The 26,123-nt window shown below is 38.2% G+C and carries 30 protein-coding genes; 24 read left to right on the top strand and 6 right to left on the bottom strand.

What is annotated here, in order from left to right; translation table 11 throughout:
* Nucleotides 1-11 precede the first annotated feature (11 nt).
* Together MKX72_RS23180 and MKX72_RS23175 are read left to right on the top strand one after the other, a co-directional pair.
* Complete coding sequence (locus MKX72_RS23180) at nucleotides 12-242, top strand: YrhC family protein (RefSeq protein WP_028411668.1); 231 nt, start codon at nucleotides 12-14, stop codon at nucleotides 240-242.
* Nucleotides 243-631: 389 nt separating this feature from the next.
* Nucleotides 632-772: a YrzI family small protein gene (locus MKX72_RS23175; RefSeq protein ID WP_014458165.1), complete on the top strand. Its 141-nt coding sequence runs from the start codon at nucleotides 632-634 to the stop codon at nucleotides 770-772.
* A gap of 170 nt (nucleotides 773-942) precedes the next feature.
* On the opposite strand, the gene sigK is transcribed toward MKX72_RS23175, so the two are convergent.
* Nucleotides 943-1,671 (bottom strand): RNA polymerase sporulation sigma factor SigK, encoded by a 729-nt coding sequence (gene sigK, locus MKX72_RS23170; protein ID WP_013059268.1) that lies wholly within the window; start codon nucleotides 1,669-1,671, stop codon nucleotides 943-945.
* A gap of 216 nt (nucleotides 1,672-1,887) precedes the next feature.
* On the opposite strand from sigK, the gene MKX72_RS23165 reads away from it, so the two are divergent.
* Nucleotides 1,888-2,037: a hypothetical protein gene (locus tag MKX72_RS23165; RefSeq protein WP_014458166.1), complete on the top strand. Its 150-nt coding sequence runs from the start codon at nucleotides 1,888-1,890 to the stop codon at nucleotides 2,035-2,037.
* Between the two features lie 175 nt (nucleotides 2,038-2,212).
* Here the strand turns inward: MKX72_RS23165 and pssA are convergent, their stop codons facing one another.
* Nucleotides 2,213-2,752 (bottom strand): CDP-diacylglycerol--serine O-phosphatidyltransferase, encoded by a 540-nt coding sequence (gene pssA, locus MKX72_RS23160; RefSeq protein WP_013059266.1) that lies wholly within the window; start codon nucleotides 2,750-2,752, stop codon nucleotides 2,213-2,215.
* A gap of 115 nt (nucleotides 2,753-2,867) precedes the next feature.
* On the opposite strand from pssA, the gene MKX72_RS23155 reads away from it, so the two are divergent.
* Nucleotides 2,868-3,650, top strand: coding sequence for a phosphatidylserine decarboxylase (locus MKX72_RS23155; RefSeq protein ID WP_028411667.1), 783 nt, complete (start codon nucleotides 2,868-2,870; stop codon nucleotides 3,648-3,650).
* Nucleotides 3,651-3,723: 73 nt separating this feature from the next.
* On the opposite strand, the gene MKX72_RS23150 is transcribed toward MKX72_RS23155, so the two are convergent.
* On the bottom strand, nucleotides 3,724-3,864 hold the full coding sequence (locus MKX72_RS23150; protein ID WP_013059264.1) for a sporulation histidine kinase inhibitor Sda: 141 nt from the start codon (nucleotides 3,862-3,864) through the stop codon (nucleotides 3,724-3,726).
* A 549-nt stretch (nucleotides 3,865-4,413) separates the two neighbouring features.
* Here MKX72_RS23150 and MKX72_RS23145 point away from each other — a divergent pair.
* From MKX72_RS23145 to MKX72_RS23110, 8 genes are read left to right on the top strand one after another with little or no spacing between them, the layout of a single operon-like run.
* Entirely contained in the window at nucleotides 4,414-4,926 is a 513-nt protein-coding gene (locus MKX72_RS23145; RefSeq protein WP_013059263.1) for a YqeG family HAD IIIA-type phosphatase, read from the top strand.
* A gap of 3 nt (nucleotides 4,927-4,929) precedes the next feature.
* Nucleotides 4,930-6,036, top strand: a complete 1,107-nt coding sequence (yqeH, locus tag MKX72_RS23140; RefSeq protein WP_028411666.1) for a ribosome biogenesis GTPase YqeH — start codon at nucleotides 4,930-4,932, stop codon at nucleotides 6,034-6,036.
* Nucleotides 6,037-6,055: 19 nt separating this feature from the next.
* Entirely contained in the window at nucleotides 6,056-6,895 is an 840-nt protein-coding gene (gene aroE, locus MKX72_RS23135) for a shikimate dehydrogenase (protein ID WP_099000501.1), read from the top strand.
* An 18-nt stretch (nucleotides 6,896-6,913) separates the two neighbouring features.
* The gene (yhbY, locus tag MKX72_RS23130; protein WP_013059260.1) at nucleotides 6,914-7,213 is read left to right on the top strand and encodes a ribosome assembly RNA-binding protein YhbY; all 300 of its coding nucleotides are present in this window, start codon (nucleotides 6,914-6,916) and stop codon (nucleotides 7,211-7,213) included.
* Nucleotides 7,214-7,273: 60 nt separating this feature from the next.
* Nucleotides 7,274-7,846, top strand: coding sequence for a nicotinate-nucleotide adenylyltransferase (locus MKX72_RS23125; protein WP_025750563.1), 573 nt, complete (start codon nucleotides 7,274-7,276; stop codon nucleotides 7,844-7,846).
* Nucleotides 7,833-8,411 (top strand): bis(5'-nucleosyl)-tetraphosphatase (symmetrical) YqeK, encoded by a 579-nt coding sequence (yqeK, locus tag MKX72_RS23120; RefSeq protein ID WP_034265439.1) that lies wholly within the window; start codon nucleotides 7,833-7,835, stop codon nucleotides 8,409-8,411. Before MKX72_RS23125 ends, yqeK begins: the two co-directional genes overlap by 14 nt.
* Entirely contained in the window at nucleotides 8,398-8,751 is a 354-nt protein-coding gene (rsfS, locus tag MKX72_RS23115) for a ribosome silencing factor (RefSeq protein WP_013085071.1), read from the top strand. The genes yqeK and rsfS overlap by 14 nt, the downstream gene beginning before the upstream one ends.
* Complete coding sequence (locus MKX72_RS23110) at nucleotides 8,748-9,506, top strand: class I SAM-dependent DNA methyltransferase (RefSeq protein WP_098626975.1); 759 nt, start codon at nucleotides 8,748-8,750, stop codon at nucleotides 9,504-9,506. The genes rsfS and MKX72_RS23110 overlap by 4 nt, the downstream gene beginning before the upstream one ends.
* Nucleotides 9,507-9,546: 40 nt before the next feature.
* Here the strand turns inward: MKX72_RS23110 and comER are convergent, their stop codons facing one another.
* Nucleotides 9,547-10,377, bottom strand: a complete 831-nt coding sequence (gene comER, locus MKX72_RS23105) for a late competence protein ComER (protein WP_025750559.1) — start codon at nucleotides 10,375-10,377, stop codon at nucleotides 9,547-9,549.
* Between the two features lie 96 nt (nucleotides 10,378-10,473).
* Here comER and MKX72_RS23100 point away from each other — a divergent pair, with 96 nt between their 5' ends.
* From MKX72_RS23100 to MKX72_RS23090, 3 genes are all read left to right on the top strand, one after another.
* A complete protein-coding gene (locus MKX72_RS23100; RefSeq protein WP_155007635.1) occupies nucleotides 10,474-11,109 on the top strand; it encodes a helix-hairpin-helix domain-containing protein in 636 nt (211 codons plus the stop codon).
* A gap of 90 nt (nucleotides 11,110-11,199) precedes the next feature.
* Entirely contained in the window at nucleotides 11,200-11,766 is a 567-nt protein-coding gene (locus tag MKX72_RS23095) for a ComE operon protein 2 (protein WP_028411661.1), read from the top strand.
* Between the two features lie 69 nt (nucleotides 11,767-11,835).
* A complete protein-coding gene (locus MKX72_RS23090; RefSeq protein ID WP_155007636.1) occupies nucleotides 11,836-14,127 on the top strand; it encodes a DNA internalization-related competence protein ComEC/Rec2 in 2,292 nt (763 codons plus the stop codon).
* Between the two features lie 57 nt (nucleotides 14,128-14,184).
* On the opposite strand, the gene MKX72_RS23085 is transcribed toward MKX72_RS23090, so the two are convergent.
* On the bottom strand, nucleotides 14,185-14,319 hold the full coding sequence (locus MKX72_RS23085; RefSeq protein ID WP_013059251.1) for a YqzM family protein: 135 nt from the start codon (nucleotides 14,317-14,319) through the stop codon (nucleotides 14,185-14,187).
* 327 nt (nucleotides 14,320-14,646) lie between these two features.
* On the opposite strand from MKX72_RS23085, the gene holA reads away from it, so the two are divergent.
* A complete protein-coding gene (gene holA / locus MKX72_RS23080; protein WP_099331296.1) occupies nucleotides 14,647-15,663 on the top strand; it encodes a DNA polymerase III subunit delta in 1,017 nt (338 codons plus the stop codon).
* Nucleotides 15,664-15,697: 34 nt separating this feature from the next.
* Here the strand turns inward: holA and rpsT are convergent, their stop codons facing one another.
* Nucleotides 15,698-15,964 (bottom strand): 30S ribosomal protein S20, encoded by a 267-nt coding sequence (rpsT, locus tag MKX72_RS23075; protein ID WP_013085065.1) that lies wholly within the window; start codon nucleotides 15,962-15,964, stop codon nucleotides 15,698-15,700.
* Between the two features lie 256 nt (nucleotides 15,965-16,220).
* Here rpsT and gpr point away from each other — a divergent pair, with 256 nt between their 5' ends.
* The 8 genes from gpr to dnaJ all read left to right on the top strand — a co-directional run bounded on the left by gpr (nucleotide 16,221) and on the right by dnaJ (nucleotide 26,020).
* Nucleotides 16,221-17,333, top strand: a complete 1,113-nt coding sequence (gpr, locus tag MKX72_RS23070) for a GPR endopeptidase (protein ID WP_028411658.1) — start codon at nucleotides 16,221-16,223, stop codon at nucleotides 17,331-17,333.
* Nucleotides 17,334-17,417: 84 nt separating this feature from the next.
* Nucleotides 17,418-17,753, top strand: a complete 336-nt coding sequence (locus MKX72_RS23065; protein ID WP_028411657.1) for a YqxA family protein — start codon at nucleotides 17,418-17,420, stop codon at nucleotides 17,751-17,753.
* Nucleotides 17,754-17,881: 128 nt separating this feature from the next.
* On the top strand, nucleotides 17,882-19,705 hold the full coding sequence (gene lepA, locus MKX72_RS23060; RefSeq protein ID WP_013059246.1) for a translation elongation factor 4: 1,824 nt from the start codon (nucleotides 17,882-17,884) through the stop codon (nucleotides 19,703-19,705).
* 175 nt (nucleotides 19,706-19,880) lie between these two features.
* A complete protein-coding gene (gene hemW / locus MKX72_RS23055; RefSeq protein ID WP_047749825.1) occupies nucleotides 19,881-21,020 on the top strand; it encodes a radical SAM family heme chaperone HemW in 1,140 nt (379 codons plus the stop codon).
* A 91-nt stretch (nucleotides 21,021-21,111) separates the two neighbouring features.
* Nucleotides 21,112-22,140, top strand: coding sequence for a heat-inducible transcriptional repressor HrcA (gene hrcA / locus MKX72_RS23050; protein ID WP_013059244.1), 1,029 nt, complete (start codon nucleotides 21,112-21,114; stop codon nucleotides 22,138-22,140).
* 105 nt (nucleotides 22,141-22,245) lie between these two features.
* A complete protein-coding gene (gene grpE, locus MKX72_RS23045; RefSeq protein WP_028411655.1) occupies nucleotides 22,246-22,806 on the top strand; it encodes a nucleotide exchange factor GrpE in 561 nt (186 codons plus the stop codon).
* A 30-nt stretch (nucleotides 22,807-22,836) separates the two neighbouring features.
* Nucleotides 22,837-24,654 carry a molecular chaperone DnaK gene (gene dnaK, locus MKX72_RS23040; protein ID WP_014458181.1) on the top strand — a complete coding sequence of 606 codons (1,818 nt, stop codon included), beginning with the start codon at nucleotides 22,837-22,839 and terminating at the stop codon, nucleotides 24,652-24,654.
* A 235-nt stretch (nucleotides 24,655-24,889) separates the two neighbouring features.
* Nucleotides 24,890-26,020 carry a molecular chaperone DnaJ gene (gene dnaJ / locus MKX72_RS23035; protein ID WP_013059241.1) on the top strand — a complete coding sequence of 377 codons (1,131 nt, stop codon included), beginning with the start codon at nucleotides 24,890-24,892 and terminating at the stop codon, nucleotides 26,018-26,020.
* Nucleotides 26,021-26,123: the final 103 nt, after the last annotated feature.

The raw sequence follows: 26,123 nt of genomic DNA, 5'->3' as shown, positions 1-26,123 counted from the left end.
AAGGTGATTGTATGAAAGCTCAACACATCAAAGCAAAAATTGAAGATTACAGCCGCTTTATTTACGTCCTTCTAGCCGTAAGTACATTCTTGTATATTGGTGTTATGATTGGCCAAGGTGAAAAAAGTGATATGCAGCTTGGAATAATGGAAGCGATCGTTATTCTTTTTACCGCCCTTGCTTTTTATTTTAGTTATCAAACTAAAAAACTAAAAAAAGAATTAATGAAAGAAAAAGAATAATAGATACAAAAAGGCGATGATCCATCGTCTTTTTTTTATGAGGGTTAAAAAAATAAAAAAATTCCCTATTTTTCAAAAAAACAGTTTACTTTTTATAAGTTCGTGGATATAATTACCATTGTAAGGAAAATACTTTATTAAAAGGAGGTCGAGTCATATGTTAAGACGTTTATCAGGTATGGATCATTCAGTTTGGGCTATGTTCAAAAATCGTCTATATATGTATACTATTCGGCCGTGTTCCTGCATCAAGTAACTTTCTTACCTTGATCGTTAAAACACGTTAATTCACCACAGGTGCGAATAGTAGCCCTGTGGTTTTTATTGTCTTTCAGCCACAGGATGCTTATGCATAACTGTGGTTTTTTTTGTATAAGGAGGTGATTGGAATGACACTGAATATTTTCTTTTTAACTATTACCATAAAGTCCCGTCAATACTCAGAGGAAGAAATTAAGCATGAACAGTATGTAAGACAATTAGAAGAAGAAATAAAAGACCGCAAGTATGAATTTTATCGTCATTTCTAATTTAAATAGTGGAAAGGAGTGGATGAATGATGATTAATCAAAAAGGATATATCGTTGTATGGCTGCTTGTGGAGAAAGATTCCACCTAAATGACTAGTAGGGGGAGTAATGATGTGTTTGCTGCGGATTATCATTTGGAAATTATTTTAAAAAAAGAGCGGAAAGAAGGATTAATTCTCCTTCTTTCCGCTCTTTTTTTTCTCTTTTTCGGCTCTGTAAAATTCGTGAAACATTTTCATCAGCGCTCGCTTTTCAATTCGCGAAACATAACTTCTTGAAATATTTAACTCCTTTGCAATTTCTCGCTGGGTTTTTTCATCCTGCAAATCCAAACCGAAGCGGCCAACAATTACTTCTTTTTCTCGATCATCGAGGATATCGATGTATTCTTTTATTTTTTCTAATTCCATATTTAGTTGAATCATATCAATTACATCGTCTGATTCTGATTTTAATACATCAATCAAACTGATTTCATTTCCTTCTTTATCCTGGCCAATTGGATCATGCAGCGACACATCTTTTTTTGTTTTTTTGAGCGCTCGCAAGTGCATCAATATTTCATTTTCAATACAGCGTGCGGCATAAGTAGCTAATTTTGTTCCTTTTCCTTGCGAATAACTTTCGATTGCTTTAATTAAACCGATTGTCCCAATTGAAATTAAATCTTCCGCATCCTCTCCCGTGTTTTCAAACTTTTTAACAATATGCGCAACGAGTCGGAGATTGTGTTCAATAAGAAGGTTTCGCGCTTCTTGATCTCCTTGTTCCATTAAAGATAAATATCTCTTTTCTTCAGCAGCAGACAAGGGTTGAGGAAAAGCATTGTTTTTTACGTAGGAAACAAGGAAAACCAATTCTTTAAAGAAATAGCCTAGTGCGGTAAATAATGCAGACATCTCTTCACCTCCATAAGGGGATATCAACCTGTGAGAGACTAACATTACACTATATGTAAAAAGAAGGATGTCTTTGCCTGTACGTTTAAAATTCCCCCCAGGGACAAGAGAGTTTGAAAAAGTCCACAGATTTTTCTTTAGAGATAGTTACCAGCCTATACAGAGAAAAAGTATGTACATACGCTAGTAGTAGTTCATAGTGTAAGGAGGGAGAGTATGTACGGTTACGGAGGCTGCTGTTATCCTAATTATCCAGCTTACCCATGCGGAGGAGGGTTCGGCTGGGGACTTGGATTGTTGATTGTTCTATTTGTTCTGTTATTAATTTTCGGAAGCTTCTATTGGTTTTTTAGCTGCTGGTGTTAAAAAAAACTCATGCATGTGCATGAGTTTTTTTAGATGACATATCCTACCGAATAGAACCATTCATTTTTAAGAATTCTTAAGGAATTTTCGCTTTGTTTCTTAAAGAAGATGATTTATTCTATAATTAAGAAAAGAAGCAAGATGATAATATTCCTTTGTAAAAGTAAATGGAGCTCTATACTTTTTTTAGCTTGAACGTACTAATCATCAAGCAAGCGAGTACGATAATTAAAAACATATAAAAGTGTGAAGGCAAATAAGGGACGCCCAAGTAGCTAAGAGTTAATAAACAACCTGCTGCGGTAATAGGGAGCCCTGTAAAATACCCAGTATTTTCTGTGATGTTAAAGCGGGCAAGACGAAGTGCTCCGCAAGCAATGTAACAGATGGTAACAATTGAACCTGCAGCACCAAAGTGAGATAAAATACTTTGATAAAGTAGTAGAGCTGGAGCGATGCCAAATGATATAATATCGCACATGGAGTCCAGTTGTTTTCCAAGTTCAGATTCAATTTGCAGCTTTCTGGCTACCATGCCGTCGAATCGGTCTGCTAACGCTGCTAAAAAAATTAGTAATAAACTTAAGTTCAATTCATTTTTCATGACAAATAAAATAGCAAAGCTTCCTAAACTTAAATTAACAATCGTTAAGGAGTTTGCCGCTTGGGATCTCAGCTTTTTAATTGTATGATCTAGATAGTCTAATAAAAACAATTTCCTCACTCCTTTAAAGGATGGAATGAACTAAAGGTAAAAAATAATGGTAATTTCATTGTAGACGCAAACCTTATTCTAGTAAAGAACTATTCAGTATGTGGAGGTAAAATTATTGTTGCAGCACCTGTATCGAACGTTTATTGAGCTTACGAATCACCAGGGATCATCGAAGCTCATTCGAAAATTCACTTTCTCTAAATGGAGTCGGTTTATTATACCCTCCTATACAAAAGTTTTTAAAGTAAATAAAGAAGAAATGGACAAGCCTCTGCATCATTATCAAAACTTACACGAGCTATTTATTCGTCGTTTGAAGCCTTCTGCCCGTCCGGTCGATCAGCAGAAAGACAGCGTTGTCAGTCCTGTAGATGCAAAGATAGAAGCATATGGAGTCATTACGCCTCAAAAAGAAATGATTGTAAAAAACAAACCTTATTCTATACAGGAAATGGTTTCAAATGATCTCATTCTTGAAAAATATATAGAAGGACAGTTTATCATCCTCTATCTTAGTCCAAAAGACTATCATCGCATTCACAGTCCTCTTAAAGCACAAGTAGGGAATACGTGGACCGTTGGACAAAAGTCTTATCCAGTAAATTCATTAGGAATCAAGTATGGGAAAGAACCGCTTGTGAAAAATTTCCGGAAGCTCACGGAGTTAACATTTGAAAATGGTCACATGCTGATGGTAAAAGTAGGAGCCATGTTTATAAACAGCATTGAAGCGGTTTCTAAAAAAGAAGTAGTCGAAAAAGGGGAAGAAATGGCTTACTTCACGTTTGGCTCGACTGTCATTTTATTATTTGAGAAGAACTCAATCACTTTTGATTCTAACGTCCACTCAGGTTCTTACGTAAAATGTGGAGAACCAATTGCTCATTTGAAAAAATAGAGCCTATATAATAAAAGAGTAGATAGATAAATGAAGATGCAGCTTTCTTTTATTAAGAAGGCTCTTTTATTCGTTAAGAAGGAATTTGTATGCTAATCTTTAATGATCTTCTTTCAATTTCCTCTTCAATTAATTTTATAAAATCAGGGCTTAATTGCAGTTCGGTTGCTTTGCTGTATGACTCAATAAGCAGCTCATCTGATAATTTTCTCATAAGATTGCCGCCACCTCCTACTAAAATAAATATCCTAAAAAGTTATATTTAAATGCTAATAAATTCCTTATTTATAATCTAACATGAATCAAATAAAGGAACAATCGTTCTGTTATCCACAGCTTTCGGTGGATAAAATGTGGGTATGTTGTTTATAATTACCATTAATTGCTGAACTATAACAGAGGATAATGTGTATAACCTTATCCACATAGTTGGGGTTATCATTTTTTGTCGAAAACTTTTAACAGAATTTGTTTACCACTTACCCTATTTGATAAGTAATAAACGTTTTCTGCACTATTTTTTATTTTAAGTTTGCAGTGGGTAAATATATCGTAAGCTCACGAACAAATGGAGGTTTACTGCCTTTTGTCAATAACTTTCTGTATAAAGTTAAAGCATTCACAAGGCATATCCTTTATACTAAGAAAAGACCTGTTTTTGAAGAGAATAAAATTTTAGGTTGGAAAATAACAAGAAGTCGTTATAATGATAGACGGCGTTAATTTTAGTATGTAACTATATATTCGAGGTGCATGATACGTGTTGAAACTTTTTTTACCAAATGAACATGTGAAAAACGTGTTTCAAATTAAGCCAGACGATTTGAAAGAGCGCGGGATAAAAGGAATTATTACCGACTTAGATAACACGTTGGTGGAATGGGATCGCCCTGATGCCACTCCGGAATTAATTGAGTGGTTTCAGTTAATGAAAGATAGTGGAATTAAAATTACGATTGTATCGAATAATGTGGAGAAACGAGTCAAGCTGTTTTCAGATCCAGTTGGACTTCCATTTGTATATAAAGCACGCAAACCGATGCGTAAAGCATTTAGAAGAGCTCTTCGTGATATGGAGCTGCAAAAAGATGAGGTTGTGGTCATTGGCGACCAGCTTTTAACGGATGTATTAGGAGGAAATCGCCTAGGCGTATATACGGTTTTGGTTGTACCAGTTGCGCAAACAGATGGATTTGTAACGAAATTTAACCGTAAAATGGAACGAAGAATTTTAGGTTGGATGAAACGAAAAGGTATGATTAACTGGGAGGATTAAAACGTGAGTGAAGAAAAAATACAGTGCGTAGGATGCGGAGTGGAGATTCAAACAGAACGACCGAATGAACTTGGCTACGCTCCAAAATCAGCATTAGAAAAAGAAGCTATTATTTGCCAGCGATGCTTTCGCTTGAAGCATTATAATGAAGTACAAGATGTTTCCTTAACAGACGATGATTTTTTAAAAATCTTAAATGGAATTGGTCAAACGGACGGTTTGGTTGTAAAAGTTGTAGATATCTTTGACTTTAACGGCAGCTGGTTACCTGGTTTGCATCGATTTGTTGGAAATAATAAGGTTCTTTTAGTGGGAAATAAAGCAGATTTATTGCCGAAGTCTATAAAGAAAAATAAACTAATTCATTGGATGAAGCGAGAAGCGAAAGAGCTTGGCCTAAAATCAGTGGATGTGTTCCTCATGAGCGCGCAAAAAGGACAAGGAATTCGAGAAATTGCCGAAGCCATTGAACATTATCGCGAAGGTAAAGATGTATATGTTGTTGGATGTACAAACGTTGGTAAATCGACATTTATTAATGCCATTATTAAAGAAGTAACGGGAGAAAAAGATATTATTACTACGTCTCAATATCCGGGCACAACGCTTGATATGATTGATATCCCGCTTGATAACGGCGCGTCTTTATATGATACGCCTGGCATTATTAATCATCATCAAATGGCTCACTATGTAGATAAACGAGACTTAAAGTTAATTTCTCCTAAAAAAGAAATAAAGCCGAAGGTTTATCAGCTAAACGAAGGGCAAACGTTATACTTTGGAGGACTGGCGCGCTTAGATTATGTACAGGGAGGCCGCAAGTCGTTAACATGTTATGTATCGAATGATTTGCATATCCATCGTACAAAGCTTGAAAAAGCAGATGAGTTGTATGAAAAGCAAGCAGGTGAACTGCTTCAGCCGCCGCGCCCAGAGCAAATGAGTGAGTTTCCTGAACTTGTTGCACATGAATTTACAATCAAAAATGAAAAGACGGATATTGTTTTTTCAGGGCTTGGCTGGGTGACGGTTAATGAGTCAGGTTCAAAAGTTGTGGCGCATGCACCAAAAGGAGTCGGCGTATTTGTGCGCGATTCTTTAATTTAAACAAAAAGGGGAAAAAATCTTGAGTACATTATATGGGCTAGTTGGTTATCCGCTTGGGCATTCACTATCGCCATTGATGCAAAATGATGCCTTTAAACGTCTGAACATGGATGCGCATTATGAGGCTTTTCCAATTGAACCTGTTCATTTTGAGTCAGCTATTGGAGAGCTAAAAGATAAAAACATTCAAGGATTTAATGTCACGATTCCGTATAAAGTTGATATTATGAATCATTTGGATGAAGTCGATTCATTAGCAAAGGCAATTGGCGCTGTAAATACAGTTGTTAATCAAGATGGCCGTTATATTGGATACAATACCGACGGAGAGGGGTATGTGACTTCTTTACTCAAAGCAGTAGAAGGCGGCTTATCCCAAAAAAGAATTTTAATTATTGGAGCTGGAGGAGCTGCGAAAGCTATTTTTTATACAATTGCAGCTCAGCACGCTCCCGATGTAATTGCGATATGCAATCGTACCGTCGAAAAAGCAGCTGTACTAGCTAACGAGCTGCCTTTTTCGACGAAAACGGCGGCGATGTCTATTTCTGATGCGGAAAAACAACTAGATACATTCGATATTATTATTAATACCACTTCGGTGGGGATGTATCCTAACGTTGATGAGCTGCCTTTAGCACTTACTTTATTGCAAAAAGAAGCGGTAGTCAGCGATATTATTTACAACCCTTTAAAAACAAAGCTTTTGAAAGAGGCTGAAGCAAAAGGGGCAGGCACTCATAACGGTGTCGGTATGTTTGTACTGCAAGGTGCACTTGCATTTGAAAAATGGACGAAGGTCCGTCCTGACGAAGAGGCAATGGAACACATTGTTCTTTCAACACTAACTAAGAGATAAGATACAACGGAGGTTTTTATGTTAACAGGTAAACAAAAACGTTTTTTACGTTCAAAAGCACATCATTTAAATCCAATTTTCCAAGTAGGAAAAGGTGGAGTCAATGAAAATATGATTGGTCAAATTGCTGATGCATTAGAAGCAAGAGAATTATTAAAAGTAAGCATTCTGCAAAACTGTGACGAAGATCGTGACACGGTTGCTGCTCGATTAACAAAAGGAACAAAAGCAGAGCTTGTACAAGTGATTGGAAATACAATTGTGTTATATAAAGAATCACGTGAAAATAAGCAGTTAATGCTTCCAAAAGTGAAATGAAATAGAGCGGGGAAACCCGCTCTATTTAAAAATGAAGTAAATTAAAGGAGTCGGGGATTGTTGAAGAGTATTGGAATTTTAGGTGGAACGTTCAATCCGCCTCATTTGGGGCATTTAATGATGGCAAATGAGGTTTTGCATGCCTTGAAATTAGATGAGATATGGTTCATGCCGTCATATATTCCACCTCATAAAACAATCAAAGAGCCTATTGAGCCATATCATCGTTTACAAATGCTAAAGCTAGCTATTGAAGAACATGATCAATTCACCCTGCAGCCGATTGAATTTGAGCGCAAAGAGCCTTCATATACATATGATACGATGAGAATACTAACAGAGAAATATCCAACGTATCAGTTTCATTTCATCATTGGTGCTGATATGGTAGAATATTTGCCGAAGTGGTATGAAATTGATGAATTAGTCAATTTGGTTACATTTGTAGGTGTAAAGCGCCCGGGGTATACCATTACGTCCCCTTACCCGATAAAAGAAGTAGAAGTTCCGCAGTTTGATGTCTCCTCTTCCTTTATTCGCGAACGAGTAGTAAAGAAAGAAACCATTCGTTATTTTATACCTGCTGGTGTTAAACAATATATCGAGGAGAATCAATTATATGAATCGAACTGAGGCATTAGAAATCGTAAAGAAACAGTTAACAGAACGTCGTTATATTCATACTGTCGGGGTAATGGAAACAGCAATTGAATTAGCTAAACGTTTTGAAGCAGACGAAAAAAAAGCAGAACTGGCTGCTATTTTTCATGACTATGCCAAGTTTCGTCCAAAGGAAGAGATGAAGCAAATTATTATTGATCAAAACATGAACCCTTCTTTATTGGAATACAATACCGAATTATGGCATGCTCCAGTAGGCGCGTTTTTAGTGGGAAATGAAGTAGGGATTACGGATAAGGAAGTATTGGATGCAATTGCTTACCATACATCCGGAAGACCTGGCATGACGTTACTTGAAAAAATTGTGTACGTTGCTGATTATATTGAACCTGGAAGGAGATTTCCAGGTGTTGATGAAGTGCGGGAGTTAGCTAAAACCGACTTAAATGCAGCACTTATTCAATCATTAAAGAATACTATTTCTTTTTTAATGACCAAACATCAGGCCGTTTATCCCGATACGATGATGACATATAATGATTTAATCTTAGGAGGTCAAACACATGACAGAACGTGAATTGCTATCTCTTGTTGTAGAAGCAGCCGATGATAAAAAAGCAATCGATATCGTAGCGTTAAATATGGAAGGAATCTCACTTGTGGCAGATTATTTTGTTATTTGTCACGGTAACTCAGATAAACAAGTGCAGGCAATTGCTCGTGAAATTAAAGAAAAAGCACACGAACAAGGCATTTCTGTGAAGCGTTTAGAAGGGTTTGAGCAGGCTAAGTGGGTGCTTGTTGATCTTGGAGATGTTGTGGTTCACATTTTCCATAAAGATGAGCGCGGATATTATAACTTAGAACGCTTATGGGGAGATGCACCATTTGTAAGTTCAGAAGAGCTACAGCTATGAGCAGGTACGGAGAATTTGCCTACGTATATGATCAGCTAATGGCAGACGTTCCGTATGACGATTGGGCTGAATTTTTTAATCAGCAGGTGGCAAAAGCAAAAACAAAGCCTAACAGTATATTAGACCTTGCCTGCGGCACGGGAGAACTCTCCGTTCGATTTGCAAAAGAAGGTTTCTCCGTAGTCGGCGTTGATTTGTCTGATGATATGCTTATGGTAGCTCAAGAGAAGGCAGCAGAAGCAGGGGTAACGCTATCTCTTTTTCAGCAAAACATGGCGGAACTTGAGTTATTGAAAGAGTTTGATTGTGTAGTAATCTTTTGTGATTCTTTGAACTATTTGCAAAGTGATAAAGAAGTTCAAGAAACCATTCAACGTGTATATAAACACTTAAAACCAGGTGGGCTCTTTATATTTGATGTTCATTCAGTGCACAAGATGAAGGACGTATTTGGAAATCAATCTTTTTCTTATGTAGATGAAGACGTGTCATATATTTGGAACTGCACCTATGACGATACAGACATGCGTGTAGAGCATGATATTACGTTTTTTGCTTATGATGAAGAAATCGATGCATATCATCGCTTTGATGAGGTGCATGCTCAGCGCACTTGGTCGATTGACCATTATCGATCATGGTTGAGCCAAGCTGGTTTTATAAATATAGAAGTAAGTGCAGATTTCAAAATGAGTAAGCCTACTTCAAACAGTGAGCGCATCTTTTTCTCTGCGCAAAAAAAAGAAGCCGAGTAGAGGCTTCTTTTTTTGTTTCAAAGCAGGATTTCTACAGAAATTATGGAATAAGACTATCAAACTGATTGTGAACAAGCTCAATGTCTTCGTCAAATTTTTCGTGTGTTTTTTGAAATACGTGCACAAACATCTCTCCGAGTTCAGCTTCTAAAACTTTAATACCTTCTCCGGTTACACCGCCTTTTACGCATACTTTATCCTGCAAGGTAGGAAGCGTAAATATTTCTTTTTCCAACAGTTTTCCCATTCCAATAATCATATCGCTGGCCATGACGGTAGCTTCTTCTTCAGAAATATTTGTTTCTTGAACTGCTGCATCAATAAAGCGTTGAAGCAAAAAGCTGAAGAATGCAGGACCGCAGCTTACGATATCGGATGATACGCGGGTAATCGTTTGATCAATAGCCACAGGCTTTGACATAGATGAAAATAATTCATGTAAATAATTTTGGTAAAAAGGCGTACATCTTTCTCCAAACGTGAAAAGAGAAACACCTGCTAATGCCCGATTCGTAATGCTAGGGATAATTCTAGCTGCTTGACTCGGAATGAGGCGTTCGATTTGTTCTACGCTAATTGGACTGGTAATGGATACAATGCAGTGATCTTTCGTCAGCAGTGGTTCTAATTTTATTAAAAGGGGGTGAATATCCAATGGCTTAACACAAATAAAAATGACTTTGGATGCGTGAACAACTTCTTCAGCTGTATCAGCAACATGAATTTTTTTATGCTGCTGTTGAATCTCTTTGGCCCTTTTTTTTGTACGATTCATAATAGTAATTTTAGAAGGACGTACGGCTTTTGATTCAATAAACGCATCAATTAATATTTTCCCCATGTTTCCTGTTCCGATAAACCCTATGTTCACTGATTCATTCCCTCCTTCAAAAGCCTTTTCTTCTAAACACTATGAAGACGTAATGGAATTTATGACGTTACTTCAAAATTCAAAGGAGTGTACAAGTTGACTTTTTCAAAAAAACAATGGCTAATTGGGTGTATCTGCTTAGCAGTTGGGTTGGCTTTTTATATCTATCGCACAGGCGGAGAGAAACCGGAAAGTTCTCTTCAAACCTCAGATATAATCAAGGCAGAATCTTCTGGTACAAAAAAAGAAGGAGAGTCGTCTAATCAAGTAATTTCAAGCCAAGATTCCTCGTTTGTGATGGTGGATATTAAAGGAGCTGTTCAGAAGCCTGGTGTATACCAGCTTCCGAAAGATGCAAGGGTAAAAGATGCTCTAGCACAAGCCGGAGGCGCTACGAAAGAAGCGGACTTAAGACAGCTCAATTTAGCTAGCAAGCTACAAGATGAAATGGCTGTGTATATTCCAGCTGCTGGAGAAGAAATCCTCCCTTCATCTCCAGTTTCTTCAATTTCTTCCTCAGGAACTTCAAATGATCAGCCCCTTGTTAATATCAATACAGCGAACACTGATGAACTGCAAACGTTAAATGGCATTGGACCTTCAAAAGCCAGTGCCATCGTTTCATATCGAGAGGAAAATGGCTTGTTTCAAACAGTAGAGGATTTGGGAAAAGTATCAGGTATTGGCGAGAAGTCGCTAGAAAAAATCAAAGCTCAAATTACGGTACAGTAGAGACTTATTGACGAAAAAGGAAAAAAAACGCTACACTATGAAAGAGAAAAGTATCATTATTCAGTTTTAAATAAAAAGGCAGGGAATGAGATGAACCGGATTTCATGGGATCAATATTTTATGGCACAAAGCCATTTGCTAGCTTTAAGAAGCACTTGTGAACGTCTGGCTGTTGGAGCTACAGTGGTGCGTGATAAACGTATTATAGCTGGAGGATACAACGGTTCGATCAGCGGAGGCGTGCATTGTGCTGACGAAGGCTGCTATGTAATTGATGGCCACTGCGTAAGAACTGTCCATGCAGAAGTGAATGCACTCTTGCAGTGTGCTAAGTTTGGTGTGAAGACAGAAGATGCGGAAGTATACGTCACGCATTTTCCTTGTTTAAACTGCTGTAAAGCTCTTATTCAAGCGGGAATTAAAACAGTATATTATGCTAATGATTACAAAAATCATCCGTATGCTGTTGAGTTATTTGAACAGGCGGGAGTGAAAACAGCAAAAGTTGAACTTGATGAAGCAATCATTGACTTAAAAAGTAAAGAGAAGCTTCAATTTGTAACGGATGTTCTCGCTCGTTTAGAAAAAAGCGGAGCTGACGAAGCAGAAGTGATGAATTTACAGCGTGAAGCTCTCGCTTTGTTTACGGCAAATTAAAGGTAAAAGAGGTTTTTTACTTGGTAACAGTAAGAAGCCTCTTTCTTTTAAGGAAGAAAGGAGCTAAAAGTGAAAGGATATTATATTTACTGTGCTTTTAGCATGATGCTAGCCTTATATGTATATGATAATCATTCCGCTGTAAGCCTGTTTTTGCTAATCGTGCTTTTCATTTTTCAATGGCTACAATGTCCGAGGAAAGTGGTTATTGCTTCTGCACTGTTGAGCGTTTTGTGCGTCTACCTATTAGCTGAGGCAAATAACCATAACAAAACGGTTCTTTTAGCTGAATCTTCTACTTTTATAGGCGAAATTTCATCTGTTCCGCATAGTGACGGCGACAAGCTTACTTTTAAGTTTACGGTTCAAAATGAAGAAGTCATGGCTTTTTATAAACTAAAAACGCTGGAAGAGAAACAGCAGCTCGAAAAGCTAACGATTCATCAAGTTTGTCAACTAGCAGGGCAATTAACTTCTCCTTCAGCTGCTCGCAACCTTCATGCATTTGATTATCAGCAATATTTATACCATCAGTCTATTCATTGGCAGCTTAACGTCAAGAGACTTGATTTGGCAAAATGCCAGCTCCCCACCTTAACTCCACTTACGTACCTTACCTTTATTCGTCAAAAAGGAATTAATTATATTCAACAAAACATGTCGGATCCAGGCGCTGGATTTATGCAGGCACTAATTTACGGCGAGCGTACTGGGATCGAAGAAGAGAGTATCAAGCGCTATCAGCAATTTGGTTTAATACACTTGCTTGCCATATCAGGTCTTCATGTTGGACTGCTGACAGCGATGTGTTTTTATTTGCTTATTCGGATTGGAATAACGCGCGAGCGAGCCATTATGCTTTTACTTTTGCTTCTTCCTGTATACATGGTTTTGGCCGGTGGCAGCGCTTCAGTTGTCCGAGCTGTTTTTATGAGTATGCTGATGCTTATATCGATAAAAATACAAAGAAAAATTCTTTTGGTTGATAGCATCAGCCTTGCTTTTATGAGCATGCTGCTTTTCAAACCGTACTATTTATTTGATGTAGGATTTCAGCTTTCTTTTGCCGTTAGTTTTGCCTTGATTTTATCGAGTCAGACAATTTTACCTCGTTTTCATTCTTCTTTCAGCCAGCTCATGGCTGTTTCAGCGATTGCACAAGTCAGTTCACTTCCTTTATTGTTGTACTATTTTTATGGAGTATCTCTCCTCAGTTTGCCATTAAATATGGTTTTTGTACCGTTGTTTTCTCTTGTTGTATTACCTCTTTGTTTGCTCATTCTTTTTGTTCGTATCATCTTGCCGGGAGTGAGTGAATTGCTGGAGCAAATTCTTCATGTTCTTTTACTTGCTTGTGAAAAATTGCTTGATTTTTTTGAGTGGATTCCCGCTGATTTCGTAACGGGAAAACCCCATATTTTGCTGTTTTTGGGCATGTACCTATGCATTTATGCTTTATTTGTGGCGGTCGAAGAAGGGAAATTTTTCGTTCGCTATATGTTTCTTCTCGCGGCATTGTTAGCCGCACAATGTATGTATCCTTATTTGAATCCAAAAGGAACGGTCACAATGGTCGATGTAGGACAAGGAGACTGCTTTATCATTGAGCTTCCTTATCGAAAAGGCGTGTATATGATCGATACCGGAGGAACCGTTTCATTTCCAAAAGAACCATGGCAAAAACGCCGTTCTTCTTTTGACGTGGGAGAAGACGTACTTGTTCCCTTTTTGCATTCAAAAGGAATGACAAAGGTAGATAAAATGATTATTACACACGGCGATTATGATCACGCAGGGGCGGCACAGCATTTATTTTCACAAGTGGCTGTCGGAGAGCTGGTGCTTGGGAAAAAAGCCGAATTAAATGACGTAGAGACTGGCTTGGTGATCGCTGCTCAAAAACAAAGCGTGCCTGTTCAAATTGTTCAACAAGGAGATAGCTGGCAAGAAGGAGGTGTCTTATTTCAGGTTATTTCTCCCACAGGTTTCGAAGAAACGAGCAACAACGGCTCAATTGTAATAGACGCTAAGTTAGGAAATTTAAGATGGCTATTCACCGGAGATTTAGAAAAGGAAGGAGAACAAAGAATATTGAAAGACTTTCCCAACCTTAAAGCAGATGTATTAAAAGTGGGGCATCATGGCAGTAAAACCTCAACTTCAGAAGAGTTTGTTCAACATTTAAACCCTAAAGTAGCGCTTGTTTCAGCGGGGCAAAAAAATCGTTATGGTCATCCTCATCAAGAAATATTAGAGCTTCTGAAAAGCTACGGGGTGTATATTTACCGAACGGATGAAGATGGTGGGGTAATGTATGAATTTACAAAAAAGTCAGGAACGTTTTCGCAGCAACTTCCATAGTCTATAGTAAGAAAAACGAACTGAAAAAGACTGCTAAGAAGCAGCCTTGAAGCAATTTTACGAACCCAAGTAGTGAATCACAGTTGCAATAACAAATAAGGCAGTGAAAAAGCCAAATGAAACACCAAATCCTACGGCAGAATCGACAGCGTCGTTGCGTTTACTTTGGACACTTTCTTCAAATTGGTTCATTAACACCCCTCCTGTTTACAGTATAATCTAACTTTTTTTAAAAATCTAGACAATTTAAAAGCGTTTTCACAAACTGACAACAGTTAACAACTATACTTTATGAGCATGAGGAGAAAATAGAGATAAGGGTTTAATCATTAACAAATAAGTAACCTAGGGCTTATATTGTTGATGTTTATCATAAACTGAGGAATTGTCGTTTTAAGACAATTCCTTTTGTATTGTTGCCAAAAACTCATAACACCTTTACGATAGAAATTGTATTTTGTTTATCAGTAACTATACATAATCAATATAGATGAATAAAAAAAGAGGAGCGTATATACGTTGGCAGTTGATAGCTTAAAAAGTATTACCAAAAATAATATCGCCCCCGTTTATTTAATACACGGGGTTAATGCATTTATGAGTAAAAAAATTAGAGATAAAATCGTCGACTATACGTTGAATGAAGAAGATAAAGAATTTAACTTGTCCCTATACGATTTAGAAGAGACATCGATTGATCAAGTTCTAGAAGATGCTGAAACGCTTCCTTTTTTAGGAGACAAGCGTGTAGTGGTTGCGAAAAATGCAGCATTTTTAACGGCTGAAAAATCAAAAGATAAAGTTGAGCATGATCTGGCAAAACTTCAGCAATATGTCGAACAGCCCCCGTCTTTTTCAACGTTAATTCTTCTAGCCCCTTATGAAAAGCTGGATGAAAGAAAAAAAATAACAAAATTATTAAAAAAACAAGCAGCTTACATCGAAGCGAACGAATTTGGTGAAAAAGAAATGAAGCAGTGGATTCATAATTTGCTTTCAAAAGATGGAGTGAATATGGATGAAGATGCTGAAACGCTGCTTATTCAGCTTGTGGGGCTTAATGTAACGCTCGTGACAAATGAAATTGAAAAAATGGTGTTATACGTTGGACAAGGAGGAGTCATTACAAAAGAAGTGGTGCTTAAGCTTGTGGCAAAAACGCTTGAACAAAACGTATTTACGCTTATTGATGCTGTTATTCAGCGAAAGGTTTCTATCGCTTTAAATATGTATCAGGATTTGCTGCGTAACAACGAAGAGCCTATTAAAATTTTATCTTTGTTAGCGACGCAGTTTCGTTTAATTTATCATACGAAGCAGCTGTCTAGTCAAGGGTACGGTCAGCAGCAAATTGCTCAAACGATTAAGGTTCATCCGTTTCGTGTGAAAATCGCTTTGCAGCAGAGCAGAAGTTTTGAGGAACAGCAGCTTAAAGGAATTTTAAAGGATTTAGCAGAGGCAGATTATGAAATGAAGACGGGAAAAATGGATAAAGCGCTTATTTTACAGCTGTTTTTATTAAAAAGAGCGCAATAAAAAAACGATCCTAATGGGATCGTTTTTGTCTCAATTATGCAGATAAACCGTTAAGTTTTACTGCTAAGCGAGATTTTTGACGAGCTGCAGCATTTTTGTGGATAAGACCAGATTGTGCGGCTTTGTCTAATTTTTTAGAAGCAACAGCAAATGCTGCTTTTGCGTTATCTACATCGTTGTTTTCAACTAAAGCTTCAAAGTTTTTGATTGCAGTACGCATAGCTGATTTAGCTTGAATGTTATGAGCACGGCGAGCTTCAGTAGTTTTTACACGTTTGATAGCTGATTTAATGTTTGGCATCCGTTTCACCTCCCGAAATGATAACAATCGAGATTATATAGAACTCGACATTCTTCACAATAAGAACAAAAGATATTTTATCAAACACAAGGACAGAATGCAATAGCCTTGACAAGGAATTTTATATGACAGACCTCTCTTTAAAAGCTTGTAGCTGATATTGCGCCCTTCCTTCTACTTTTCGTTTCTTAAATGCATGAATCTGCCAGTCCTCGGTGACAATAATTTCAACAAAGATTGTCTAGGAGGTTAAGAAATGGAAAAAGAACTTGATTTAAGTCAATATAGCGTGCGCACGGATTTAGCTGTCGAAGCAAAAGACATAGCGTTAGAAAATCAGCCTAAACCGAATAACCAGTCAGAAATCAACGGCGTAATTGTAAAAGAAAAAGAAGAACAAGGTGTCAAAATTTCAATGGTAGAAATTACGGAAGAGGGCGCAGAAGCAATCGGTAAGAAAAAAGGCCGATATGTAACCCTTGAATCGGTAGGCATTCGCGAGCAGGATACTGAAAAGCAAGAGGCTATGGAAGAAGTATTTGCTAAAGAGCTGAATTTTTTTATTAAAAGCCTCAACATTCCAGATGATGCTAGCTGTCTTGTAGTGGGTCTTGGAAACTTAAGTGTGACACCAGATGCGCTTGGACCAAAGGCAGTAGATAATTTGTTGATTACAAGACATTTGTTTGAGTTACAGCCTGAAAGCGTGCAAGATGGCTTTAGACCCGTTAGCGCCATTGTTCCGGGAGTAATGGGAATGACGGGTATTGAGACAAGTGATATTATCTTTGGCGTTGTAAAGAAAGTGAATCCGGATTTTATTATTGCAATCGATGCGCTGGCCGCTCGTTCGATTGAACGGGTAAATGCTACCATTCAAATTTCAGATTCAGGTATTCATCCTGGGTCTGGGGTTGGAAACAAGCGCAAAGAAATCAGTTATGAAACACTTGGCATTCCAGTTATTGCAATAGGTATTCCAACGGTGGTGGATGCTGTGTCCATTACAAGCGATACAATTGACTTTATCTTAAAACATTTTGGCCGAGAAATGAAAGAGCAGGGAAAGCCGTCTAAGTCGCTGCTTCCGTCCGGTATGACGTTTGGAGAAAAAAAGAAGCTCACGGAGGATGATTTACCCAATGAAGAGCAGCGTCAAACGTATCTCGGTATGATTGGCACTCTTCCCGATGAAGAAAAAAGACGTCTTATTCATGAAGTGCTTGCACCTTTAGGTCATAATTTGATGGTTACACCAAAAGAAGTGGATATGTTTATTGAAGATATGGCTAATGTAGTTGCAGGAGGACTTAACGCTGCTTTGCATCATGAAGTGGACCAAGAGAACTTTGGGGCATATACTCATTAATACGCTTTTAGATGAATGAGTTCTTCAGAATATAGTCATAATGGTTAGTACTACAGAAGATAAAGAAGTAAGGGGCCTAATAATATGATTAAATTTACTTTAAAATCAGTAGTGCTAACTATTTTTTTACTGTTCGTCGTATTTTTAGGAATGCAGACGGCTCAGCAAGGGCTGATTAAAATGAAGGGATATAATGATCCTTCGATTGAACATGTTATTAATGTGTCTAAAACGTCAGATGGTCAGGTGGAAGCTGCTGTTTTAGGTTCAAAAAAAGTTGTGAACATTGATGAAAAACAGCAGCTTTTAGAAAAACGAAAGGCTTTTAACTTTTTCTCCTCGCTAGGTCAAAGTCTAGCGGAAGGAGTGAAAAGTACAATAGGGAAAGCTTTTAAGGCTATCCATCATCTTCTTAATTAAAAGCAGAATCTCTTTCTGCTTTTTTGTATGGAAAAATCCCCAATGGAATGCTTATTGAATGTTGACGAATGTGTTGTTATAATTTAGTTTAGTGTATTTTGCCGATTTTCAGTAGGAGTGAAAAAAATATGGATAGAGAAGCAAGATTGAAACGACAATCGAAAATCAGAAACTTTTCGATTATTGCTCATATAGACCACGGTAAGTCAACATTAGCAGACCGTATTTTAGAAAAAACAAATGCGTTAACACAGCGAGAAATGAAAGCTCAGCTTTTAGATTCGATGGATTTAGAACGTGAACGTGGAATTACCATTAAATTAAATGCTGTGCAGCTTCAATACAAAGCAAAAGATGGAGAAGAGTATACTTTTCATCTAATTGACACACCGGGACACGTCGATTTTACATATGAAGTGTCGCGAAGTTTAGCCGCGTGTGAAGGTGCTATTCTAGTAGTAGATGCAGCTCAAGGTATTGAAGCTCAAACACTAGCAAACGTATATTTAGCGCTTGATAACAACCTTGAAATTTTACCTGTCATTAATAAGATTGACCTGCCGAGCGCAGAGCCAGAGCGAGTGCGCCAAGAGGTTGAAGACGTAATTGGATTAGATGCGTCGGAAGCTGTATTAGCTTCAGCTAAAGCAGGAATTGGAATCGAAGAAATTTTAGAACAAATTGTTGAAAAAGTTCCTGCTCCTGAAGGGGATCCAGATGCACCGCTTCAAGCGCTAATCTTTGATTCATTTTATGATGCATACCGAGGTGTAGTTGCATCTATTCGTATCGTACAGGGACGAGTAAAAGTAGGCGACAAAATTAAAATGATGGCAACAGGAAAAGAGTTTGAGGTAACGGAGCTAGGTGTGTTAACGCCAAAAGCCGTTGCTAAAGATGAACTTTCTGTTGGCGACGTAGGGTTTTTAACAGCAGCTATTAAAAATGTTGGAGATACGCGAGTAGGGGACACGATTACTCTTGCCAAAAACGGAGCAAGTGAACCTCTTCCTGGCTATCGTCGTCTGAATCCAATGGTATACTGCGGACTGTATCCGATTGATACAGCGAAGTATAACGATCTTCGTGAAGCACTAGAAAAGTTAGAGCTAAATGACTCTGCACTTCAGTTTGAGCCAGAGACGTCTCAGGCCTTAGGGTTTGGTTTCCGATGTGGATTCTTAGGACTGCTTCACATGGAGATTATCCAAGAGCGTATTGAGCGTGAATTTAAAATTGATTTAATTACAACAGCTCCAAGCGTTATTTATGACGTATATTTAACAGACGAGACTCATCTGTCTGTAGATAACCCTTCTAATATGCCGGACCCACAAAAGATTGAACGCGTGGAAGAACCGTATGTGAAGGCCACAATGATGGTACCAAACGATTATGTTGGTGCTGTGATGGAGCTTTGTCAGAAGAAGCGAGGCAACTTTATTGATATGCAGTACTTGGATGCTAATCGCGTGAGTATTGTATACGAAATTCCGCTGGCTGAAATTGTATATGATTTCTTTGATCAACTAAAATCAAATACAAAAGGCTACGCGTCGTTTGACTACGAGCTTATCGGATATCAGCCTTCGAAGCTTGTGAAGATGGATATTCTCTTAAACGGTGAAACGGTCGATGCGCTGTCCTTTATCGTTCACAGAGATTCAGCTTATGATCGTGGTAAAGTCATTGTAGAAAAGCTTAAAGAGCTTATTCCACGTCAACAGTTCGAAGTGCCGATTCAAGCGGCAATCGGTCAAAAAATTGTGGCGCGTTCAACAATTAAAGCCATTCGCAAAAACGTTTTAGCAAAATGTTACGGAGGAGATATCTCTCGTAAACGTAAACTTCTTGAAAAACAAAAAGAAGGTAAAAAACGTATGAAGCAGGTCGGTTCTGTTGAAGTACCGCAGGAAGCATTCATGGCTGTGCTTCGCATGGACGAAGATTAATAGCTGAAATTCTATTATTTAACATGTCAAATTAGTTTTGAAAATGAAGCGAATCTGATACGATGGTAAAGAGTTTTGAGCGCTGTAAATAAGTGTGAACGAACATAGATAAAAATACCGCAGAGAGACTCTGCGGTATTTTTATCATTTATAAATGTGATTGAGGTGAAAGTCCATGGTGAAGGCAGCATATCTGCATATCCCGTTTTGTCATCATATTTGTCACTATTGTGACTTTAATAAAGTGTTTTTCAAAAATCAGCCCGTTATGCCGTATTTGGAAAGCATGCGAGAAGAAATGAAACAAACAGTCGAACGTTATCCAACGACCAATTTGAACACGATATTCGTTGGGGGTGGAACGCCCACAGCCTTAGATGAACAGCAGCTGGAGTATTTTTTAGAATCCATTCGTATGTATCTTCCTTATGATGAGAAAGGTGAGTTTACATTTGAAGCGAATCCGAATGAATTGACAAAAGAAAAGCTTCAGCTTCTCCATGACTATGGCGTGAATCGTTTAAGTATTGGTGTACAAACGTTTAATGAAAGGTTATTGGAGAAAATTGGACGTGTGCATTCAAATAGGCAGGTATTTGATTGTATTGAGCAAGCGAGAAAGATTGGAATGTCGAATATAAGCTTAGACTTAATTTATAGCTTGCCGGAACAAACGGTAGCTGATTTTTCTTCTACGCTTCAAACCGCTTTTTCATTAGAGGTAGAGCATATGTCTGCCTATTCGTTAATTATTGAACCTAAAACGGTATTTTATAATTTAATGAATAAAGGGAAGCTGCCGCTGCCTGCTCAAGAAGAAGAAGCAGCTATGTATGAGCTGCTTATGAAAGAAATGGACAAACAAGGTTTTCATCAATATGAAATCAGTAATTTCGCAAAGTCAGGCTACGAGAGTATTCATAATCTAACATATTGGAACAACGACGATTATTACGGAATTGGTGCAGGCGCACATAGCTATATTGACGGAATAAGACGAGCAAATATTGGACCATTAAAAAAGTACATTGATTCAGTCGAGCAAAAAGGAAATGCATATCTTAATGAAGTGAGCGTGACCGAGGCTGAAAAAATGGAAGAAGAAATGTTTTTGGGTCTTCGTAAAACGAAAGGAGTCTCAAAAGAGGAGTTTAAGCAAAAATTCAATCGAGAATTAAAAGATGTATTTGGAGAACCTATTCAAGAATACAAAGAGAAAGGACTTTTGGGTGAAGACAATAGCTCCGTCTTTTTAACACACAATGGTCGATTTTTGGGGAATGAAGTTTTTCAAGCCTTTATTGGGATAATCTAATACCAAATCGTTGACATCGCTATAGTGATTTGGTAATTTATTATTAGATTTAGCACTCAGAGTTTTAGAGTGCTAACAGAGGTGATGAAGCGTGCTTACTGATCGACAGTTATTAATTTTACAAGTCATTATTGATGATTTCATTCGATCTGCGCAGCCGGTAGGCTCTCGAACATTATCTAAGAAAGAAGAGTTTAATTTTAGTTCGGCTACGATTCGTAATGAGATGTCAGACCTAGAAGAACTTGGATTTATTGAAAAAACTCATACTTCTTCAGGGCGCGTTCCGTCTGAGAAAGGCTATCGTTATTATGTTGATCACCTAGTGTCCCCGCAGCACTTGAAAGCAAGCGATGTTTCTACAGTACGTTCGGTATTTGCTGAGCGCATTGTAGAACTGGAGCAGCTCGTTCAAAAATCAGCGCAAATTTTATCTGATTTAACGAGTTTAACGTCCATTGTGCTAGGGCCAAAAGCGGTCAGCCATAAGTTAAAACAGCTGCAGATTTTACCTTTAACGGCTCAGTCAGCTGTTGCCATTATTGTGACTGATACAGGACACGTTGAAAGTCGGACGATTACGTTACCGAGCAGTATTCAACCTTCTGATATTGAAAAGATGGTTAACATTTTGAACGAAAAGCTCATCGGCGTTCGCATTACTGATTTACATGATAAAATGTACAAAGAAGTAGCGACGCTCTTAAAAAGCCACATTCAAGGGTATGAGCAGACGATGGATATACTCAATGATGCATTAAAGCTCAACATGAATGGCAAATTAGTAGTTGGCGGCAAAACGAATATGTTTGCTCAGCCGGAATTTCATGATCTTAATAAAATTCGCGGGCTGTTCAACATTATTGAACATGAACAGCAGTTTTATAAGCTGCTAAGCCCAAATGAGGCTGGCATACACGTGAAAATTGGTCATGAAAATAAGTTGAATGAAATGGTAGGCTGCAGCTTAATTACAGCTAGTTATTCTTTTGGTCACGAACAGCTCGGCACAATTGCTATACTGGGACCGACCCGCATGGAATATGCGCGTGTGATTAGTTTGCTTACACTGCTATCATCAGATATGTCTCAAGTGTTAACAAACTTGTATAAAGAATAAAGGAATCGGGTGGAATATATTACTTCCATCCTTTCCCTGTGATAAAATAAAAATCGTTGTTTAAAATGTGAAAATGTGTGTAAACATTTAAGGGAGGTGAATGAATTGTCAAACGAAAAGCAAGTAGAAGAACAAAACGAAGAAGTGGTTGAAGAAGTTCAAACAGAAGCTGCTGAAGCAACTGAAGCTGAAGCGTCTGAGGAAGTAAACCCTCTTCAACAAGAAAATGATCAATTAAAGCAACAGCTTGAAGAAGAAGAGAATCGCTACTTACGTCTACAAGCTGATTTCGATAATTTCCGTCGTCGTTCACGTCTCGATGCAGAAGCTGCTCAAAAATACCGTGCTCAATCATTGGTTGCGGATATTTTACCAGCACTTGATAACTTTGAACGTGCATTACAAGTTAACACAGCGGACGAACAAACTAAATCTGTGCTACAAGGTGTAGAAATGGTATACCGTCAATTGGTGGAGGCACTTCAAAAAGAAGGTGTTGAAGCAATTGAGTCAGTTGGGAAAACATTTGATCCATACGAGCATCAAGCAGTGATGCAAGTAGAAGACGATGAATACGAACCGAACACGGTAGTAGAAGAGCTTCAAAAAGGTTACAAATTAAAAGATAAAATCATCCGCCCTGCGATGGTTAAAGTGAATCAATAACACTACATATTATGAAGGAGGTCATTGTCAATGAGTAAGATCATTGGTATCGATTTAGGTACAACTAACTCTTGTGTCGCTGTATTAGAAGGCGGCGAACCAAAAGTAATTCCAAACCCAGAAGGAAACCGTACAACGCCATCAGTTGTGGCATTCAAAAACGGTGAGCGTCAAGTTGGGGAAGTAGCGAAACGTCAAGCTATCACAAACCCTAACACAATTATTTCAGTTAAACGTCATATGGGTACAGACCATAAGGTGGAAGCTGAAGGCAAGCAATACACGCCTCAAGAAATGTCAGCTATCATTCTTCAACATTTAAAAGGTTATGCTGAAGAGTATTTAGGTGAGCCTGTAACAAAAGCTGTTATCACAGTTCCTGCTTACTTTAATGATGCTGAGCGTCAAGCAACAAAAGATGCTGGTAAAATTGCTGGTTTAGAAGTAGAGCGTATTATTAACGAGCCTACTGCAGCAGCGCTTGCATACGGATTAGAAAAAACAGATGAAGATCAAACAGTTTTAGTTTATGACCTTGGTGGCGGTACGTTTGACGTATCTATTCTAGAACTTGGCGACGGCGTGTTTGAAGTTCGCGCAACTGCAGGTGACAATCGCCTTGGTGGTGACGACTTTGACCAAGTAATCATCGACTATTTAGTAGCTGAATTCAAAAAAGAAAACGGCGTTGATTTAAGCAAAGATAAAATGGCGCTTCAACGTTTAAAAGATGCGGCTGAAAAAGCGAAAAAAGATTTATCAGGCGTAACATCTACACAAATTTCTTTACCATTTATCACTGCTGGAGAAGCTGGTCCTCTTCACTTAGAAGTATCTTTATCACGTGCTAAATTTGACGAGTTATCAGCAGGTCTTGTTGAACGTACAATGGCCCCTGTGCGTCAAGCTTTAAAAGATGCAGGTCTTTCTGCAAGCGAACTTGATAAAGTAATCTTAGTTGGTGGTTCAACTCGTATCCCAGCGGTACAAGATGCAATCAAAAAAGAAACTGGTCAAGATCCTCATAAAGGTGTAAACCCTGATGAAGTAGTTGCACTTGGTGCAGCAATTCAAGGTGGCGTATTAACTGGTGATGTAAAAGACGTTGTATTACTAGACGTAACGCCTTTATCACTAGGTATCGAAACAATGGGTGGCGTATTTACAAAGCTAATTGAGCGTAATACGACAATTCCAACAAGTAAATCACAAGTATTCTCAACGGCTGCAGATAGCCAAACGGCTGTAGATATTCACGTTCTTCAAGGTGAGCGTCCAATGTCTGCAGACAATAAAACGCTAGGACGTTTCCAATTAACAGACATTCCTCCTGCACCACGCGGAGTACCTCAAATCGAAGTATCATTCGATATTGATAAGAACGGTATCGTAAACGTTCGTGCAAAAGATTTAGGTACAAACAAAGAGCAGGCGATTACAATTAAATCTTCAACTGGTTTATCAGATGACGAAATCGAACGCATGGTAAAAGAGGCGGAAGAAAACGCAGATGCTGATAAGCAACGTAAAGAAGAAGTGGAACTACGCAACGAAGCAGATCAACTAGTGTTTACAACTGAAAAAACATTAAAAGATCTTGAAGGAAAAGTAGAAGAAGCTGAAGTAACAAAAGCTAACGAAGCAAAAGATGCTTTAAAAGCTGCGATTGAAAAGAATGACCTTGAAGAAATCAAAGCGAAAAAAGATGAACTTCAAGAAATCGTTCAAGCGTTAACTGTAAAATTGTATGAGCAAGCTCAACAAGCTCAGCAAGCAGGTGAACAAGGCGCTCAAAATGATGATGTTGTAGATGCAGAGTTTGAAGAAGTAAACGACGACAAAAAATAATGCATCTTGACGACTAACGTGAATGACGCCATGGTGCGATTCACATCTTTTTAAAAAGTCAAAGTCAAGCTTATTTCTTGGCTTTGACTTTTTTAACGTGGAAAAGCGAAAGGGGAAGTTTTTCTCTTGGCTCTCTGCGTGCACGTGAGCAATAGAAAGTAACTTTTATGTTGCTATGGAATTATTAATAATGATACAATTACGTTTATGTGAAACGATTCGGGAGTGAGTATTGATGAGTAAGCGAGATTACTATGAAGTACTCGGTATCAGTAAGAGCGCTACAAAAGATGAAATAAAAAAAGCATACCGCAAGCTTTCTAAACAATATCATCCAGATATTAATAAAGCGGAAGATGCTGCTGACAAATTTAAAGAAGTAAAAGAAGCATATGAAGTATTGAGTGATGACCAAAAAAAAGCACAATACGATCAATTTGGTCATACTGATCCAAATCAAGGCTTTGGCGGCTTTGGTGGAGGCGGCTCAGACTTTGGCGGCTTCGGCTTTGAAGATATTTTCAGCTCGATCTTTGGTGGTGGTGGTCGCAGACGTGACCCTAATGCTCCGAGACAAGGTGCCGATTTACAATACACGATGACACTTTCTTTTGAAGAAGCTGTTTTCGGAAAAGAAACAACAATTGAAATTCCACGTGAAGAAACGTGTGAAACATGTCACGGTTCAGGTGCAAAACCTGGAACAAAAGTTGATACATGTTCGCACTGTAATGGTTCAGGTCAGTTAAACGTTGAACAAAACACGCCGTTTGGTCGCGTGGTAAATCGACGTGCGTGTCATCATTGTAATGGTACGGGAAAAATCATTAAAGACAAATGTGCAACGTGCCACGGTGACGGTAAAGTAACAAAACGACGTAAAATTAATGTTAAAATTCCAGCTGGTGTAGATGATGGTCAACAGCTGCGCGTTAGTGCTCAAGGAGAACCAGGGGTAAATGGTGGTCCTCCGGGAGATTTATACGTAGTGTTCCACGTGCGCACTCATGAATTCTTTGAACGTGATGGAGACGATATCTACTGCGAAATGCCTTTAACGTTTGCTCAGGCAGCACTAGGTGATGAAGTAGAAGTACCAACTCTACACGGCAAGGTGAAGCTGAAGATTCCTGCTGGTACACAAACGGGGACGAAATTCCGTTTAAAAGGAAAAGGTGTGGCAAACGTACGAGGGTATGGTCAAGGAGATCAGCATATTCACGTTCGCGTTGTAACGCCAACAAAAATATCAGAAAAACAAAAACAATTATTGCGTGAGTTCGCTGAACTGAGCGGTCAAGAAGCCGTTGATGAGCAGCATGATTCCTTTTTTGCAAAAGTAAAACGAGCAATTAAAGGAGAATAATTGTCTTTCATAATAAACAGAGACAGGTTGGTAAAGGTACTTTGCCAACCTGTCATCTGTCATGTTCATATTTAAAATCCTATATTACTGAAGGCAGAAAGGA

The sequence above is a fragment of the Priestia sp. FSL R5-0597 genome (assembly GCF_038006305.1).
GTDB lineage: Bacteria > Bacillota > Bacilli > Bacillales > Bacillaceae_H > Priestia > Priestia zanthoxyli.
This window is presented reverse-complemented; position numbering and strand designations above follow the sequence as displayed.

Excerpts from the sequence above, each read along its gene's own strand:
- MKX72_RS23180 (WP_028411668.1), top strand. The coding sequence starts at position 12 with ATGAAAGCTCAACACATCAAAGCAAAAATTGAAGATTACAGCCGCTTT.
- MKX72_RS23175 (WP_014458165.1), top strand. The coding sequence starts at position 632 with ATGACACTGAATATTTTCTTTTTAACTATTACCATAAAGTCCCGTCAA.
- sigK (WP_013059268.1), bottom strand. The coding sequence starts at position 1,671 with ATGTCTGCATTATTTACCGCACTAGGCTATTTCTTTAAAGAATTGGTT.
- MKX72_RS23165 (WP_014458166.1), top strand. The coding sequence starts at position 1,888 with ATGTACGGTTACGGAGGCTGCTGTTATCCTAATTATCCAGCTTACCCA.
- MKX72_RS23150 (WP_013059264.1), bottom strand. The coding sequence starts at position 3,864 with ATGAGAAAATTATCAGATGAGCTGCTTATTGAGTCATACAGCAAAGCA.
- yhbY (WP_013059260.1), top strand. The coding sequence starts at position 6,914 with ATGTTAACAGGTAAACAAAAACGTTTTTTACGTTCAAAAGCACATCAT.
- yqeK (WP_034265439.1), top strand. The coding sequence starts at position 7,833 with ATGAATCGAACTGAGGCATTAGAAATCGTAAAGAAACAGTTAACAGAA.
- rsfS (WP_013085071.1), top strand. The coding sequence starts at position 8,398 with ATGACAGAACGTGAATTGCTATCTCTTGTTGTAGAAGCAGCCGATGAT.
- MKX72_RS23110 (WP_098626975.1), top strand. The coding sequence starts at position 8,748 with ATGAGCAGGTACGGAGAATTTGCCTACGTATATGATCAGCTAATGGCA.
- MKX72_RS23095 (WP_028411661.1), top strand. The coding sequence starts at position 11,200 with ATGAACCGGATTTCATGGGATCAATATTTTATGGCACAAAGCCATTTG.
- MKX72_RS23085 (WP_013059251.1), bottom strand. The coding sequence starts at position 14,319 with ATGAACCAATTTGAAGAAAGTGTCCAAAGTAAACGCAACGACGCTGTC.
- rpsT (WP_013085065.1), bottom strand. The coding sequence starts at position 15,964 with ATGCCAAACATTAAATCAGCTATCAAACGTGTAAAAACTACTGAAGCT.
- gpr (WP_028411658.1), top strand. The coding sequence starts at position 16,221 with ATGGAAAAAGAACTTGATTTAAGTCAATATAGCGTGCGCACGGATTTA.
- MKX72_RS23065 (WP_028411657.1), top strand. The coding sequence starts at position 17,418 with ATGATTAAATTTACTTTAAAATCAGTAGTGCTAACTATTTTTTTACTG.
- lepA (WP_013059246.1), top strand. The coding sequence starts at position 17,882 with ATGGATAGAGAAGCAAGATTGAAACGACAATCGAAAATCAGAAACTTT.
- hemW (WP_047749825.1), top strand. The coding sequence starts at position 19,881 with ATGGTGAAGGCAGCATATCTGCATATCCCGTTTTGTCATCATATTTGT.
- dnaK (WP_014458181.1), top strand. The coding sequence starts at position 22,837 with ATGAGTAAGATCATTGGTATCGATTTAGGTACAACTAACTCTTGTGTC.
- dnaJ (WP_013059241.1), top strand. The coding sequence starts at position 24,890 with ATGAGTAAGCGAGATTACTATGAAGTACTCGGTATCAGTAAGAGCGCT.